This is a genomic window from Skermanella aerolata KACC 11604 (assembly GCF_000936425.1).
In the GTDB taxonomy this organism is placed as follows: Bacteria; Pseudomonadota; Alphaproteobacteria; order Azospirillales; family Azospirillaceae; genus Skermanella; species Skermanella aerolata.
Genome location: NZ_AVFK01000149.1, coordinates 1 through 1901 on the forward strand (window position 1 = coordinate 1; position 1901 = coordinate 1901).

Annotated in this window: 2 protein-coding genes; one reads left to right on the forward strand and one right to left on the reverse strand. The window is 61.0% G+C overall.

Annotated features, from left to right (window positions below):
• Positions 1–17 precede the first annotated feature (17 nt).
• Positions 18–452: a helix-turn-helix domain-containing protein gene (locus N826_RS38865; protein ID WP_169789519.1), complete on the reverse strand. Its 435-nt coding sequence runs from the start codon at positions 450–452 to the stop codon at positions 18–20.
• A 172-nt stretch (positions 453–624) separates the two neighbouring features.
• On the opposite strand from N826_RS38865, the gene N826_RS38870 reads away from it, so the two are divergent.
• The gene (locus N826_RS38870; RefSeq protein ID WP_044437957.1) at positions 625–816 is read left to right on the forward strand and encodes a hypothetical protein; all 192 of its coding nucleotides are present in this window, start codon (positions 625–627) and stop codon (positions 814–816) included.
• The last annotated feature ends 1085 nt before the right edge of the window (positions 817–1901 follow it).

A 1901-nucleotide genomic window follows, 5' to 3' on the forward strand; every position in this document is an offset into this window, starting at 1 on the left:
CTGATCTATGCCTCCGCTCAAGATCTGGCGTGAGACCTGACGAAACCGCCAGGAATGCCAACGACGGTGATTTTCCTGCTCTTGCGGATCGTCAGCCCGTCGCCGACCCGAAAGTCGGCACTGTCGAACATGCTTTTCGCCCGGAAGCGGGGAAAGCCGCCCTTGCCCCTCCTGACCCTGCCGAAGAACGCCTTGAATGCTTTGTCCAGACGGCGGACGACTTGCTGCTCCGCCGAGTAGCTGTAGCTCGCCAGCCGTTCGTCAGCCAGCCGAACCGCCTTCAGTTCGGTGGCCTGATCGATGTAGTCGAGCGACTTGCCCCGCCGCTGGTACGCCTCGATCCGCTGCTGGAGACAGGCGTTGTAGAGGTCGCAGAAGCTCCCAAGCATGTCGGTCAGCCCGGCGGCCTGTGTCGGGTTCGGAAAGAGGCGGTATTTGAACGAACGGAGCATGAACATAGGATACCGAACATCCGTCTCGTCACAACTGCTCAAGGGTATTCGCCCTTTGGGCGACCGGCTTTCCTCCGCCGCCTGAAGGCGGCGGTCCCCAGCCGGAGGCTCTGATGGTTATCGTCATCCTCCAGTCCACTCGCGCTGCACCGGGAATGCGGATGAACCAATCATGGTCGGCCTCGTCATCAGCTGGCGCTTTCATACAAAGCAGCAGATGCAATGGTCCAAGAAAGAGGCTCACCTTCCCCTGAAAACCCGAACCCGCAGCATCGACGGCACACTGCGCGACCTCTTCGCCACCGGGTATCCGACTATGCCAGCCACCCAGGTCCGGCCTGTCCCACTCACTGCCGCAGCCTGAGCTCCTCCCATAGTTTCTGGTGCTCTCATGAACCGCGGCGACGAGTGCACCATTCAGGCCCAGCTCGACCATGCCGGGGCCGAGATGACTGGCCACTAAATGCGCGAGGCCGACATCTTCCAGCGCAGCTCCACAACAAAGCTCGGACTGTGAGGATTCGCCGCACAGGTTTTCTTCCTGTAGGCCAGATCGCGGCTGACGGCTCGACAGGCACTGCGGGTTGGGCTAAGACCATGGAACTTCGATAAGCTAGGTGCCCAGGTACGCATCCAGATTACGAAGATAGTGGTATCTCCGTTCATCGAGCGCAAAGAGCGCTCGGAACAAAGGCAAGCGGGCGACAGCCTAAACCCCTGCCGCTCGCCTGTGGCCCAACCGGCAAGCTGTCAGAGGCCCCGGACGGTCAACGGTTTCGAGGAACCGAGCCTCTTAGAGACAGGGCCGCGTAGATAGCCACCTACGCGGCCCACTTTTGTACATTAGGTGGTAAGTGAACACCCTACTGCCTCGAAGACGGACGGCTTCTGAAGCAAGCTATGCGGCACCCCGCTGGCTTGACGCTTCAAAGCCCGCTCCTAGCCCCTTTGACCACTGGAATGCGCGATGTCTGATGACCATCGGCGTGAACGTCGCGATCCACGACTTTCCGTCAACCGGGACAGTCGTGGATGCAGTTGGCTAGCCCTCAAATCGGGCTTTCACCCGGCCGGTACTTCGGTGTCACCTGTCAGCAGCCGTCCCATCAGATCCCCCGGCTGGGGACCGCCGCCTTCAGGCGGCGGAGGAAAGCCGGCCGCCCGGAGGGCGAGAAGCACTCCTGCTTGACGTCGCGCCTCGACGGGTGTGCACTTACCGCTATGGCAGAACCCCTTGTCACATCCAGGATCACACCGGATGCCTTGCAGATGGCAAGGATGGCCGCCGCAAAGACGGGCGGGAAACAGAACGAGAGTCGGCGTCGTCTCCTTGAAGCAGAGATGGAAAGCGTGTCTACGACAGCAGGGCGCTGCTGCCTGTCCTCACCTACAAATACCGACTCTTCCCGAACAGCACCCAGGCGGTCGCTCTGACAGATATGCTCGGGA

Excerpts from the sequence above, each read along its gene's own strand:
- N826_RS38865 (WP_169789519.1), bottom strand. The coding sequence starts at position 452 with ATGCTCCGTTCGTTCAAATACCGCCTCTTTCCGAACCCGACACAGGCC.
- N826_RS38870 (WP_044437957.1), top strand. The coding sequence starts at position 625 with ATGGTCGGCCTCGTCATCAGCTGGCGCTTTCATACAAAGCAGCAGATG.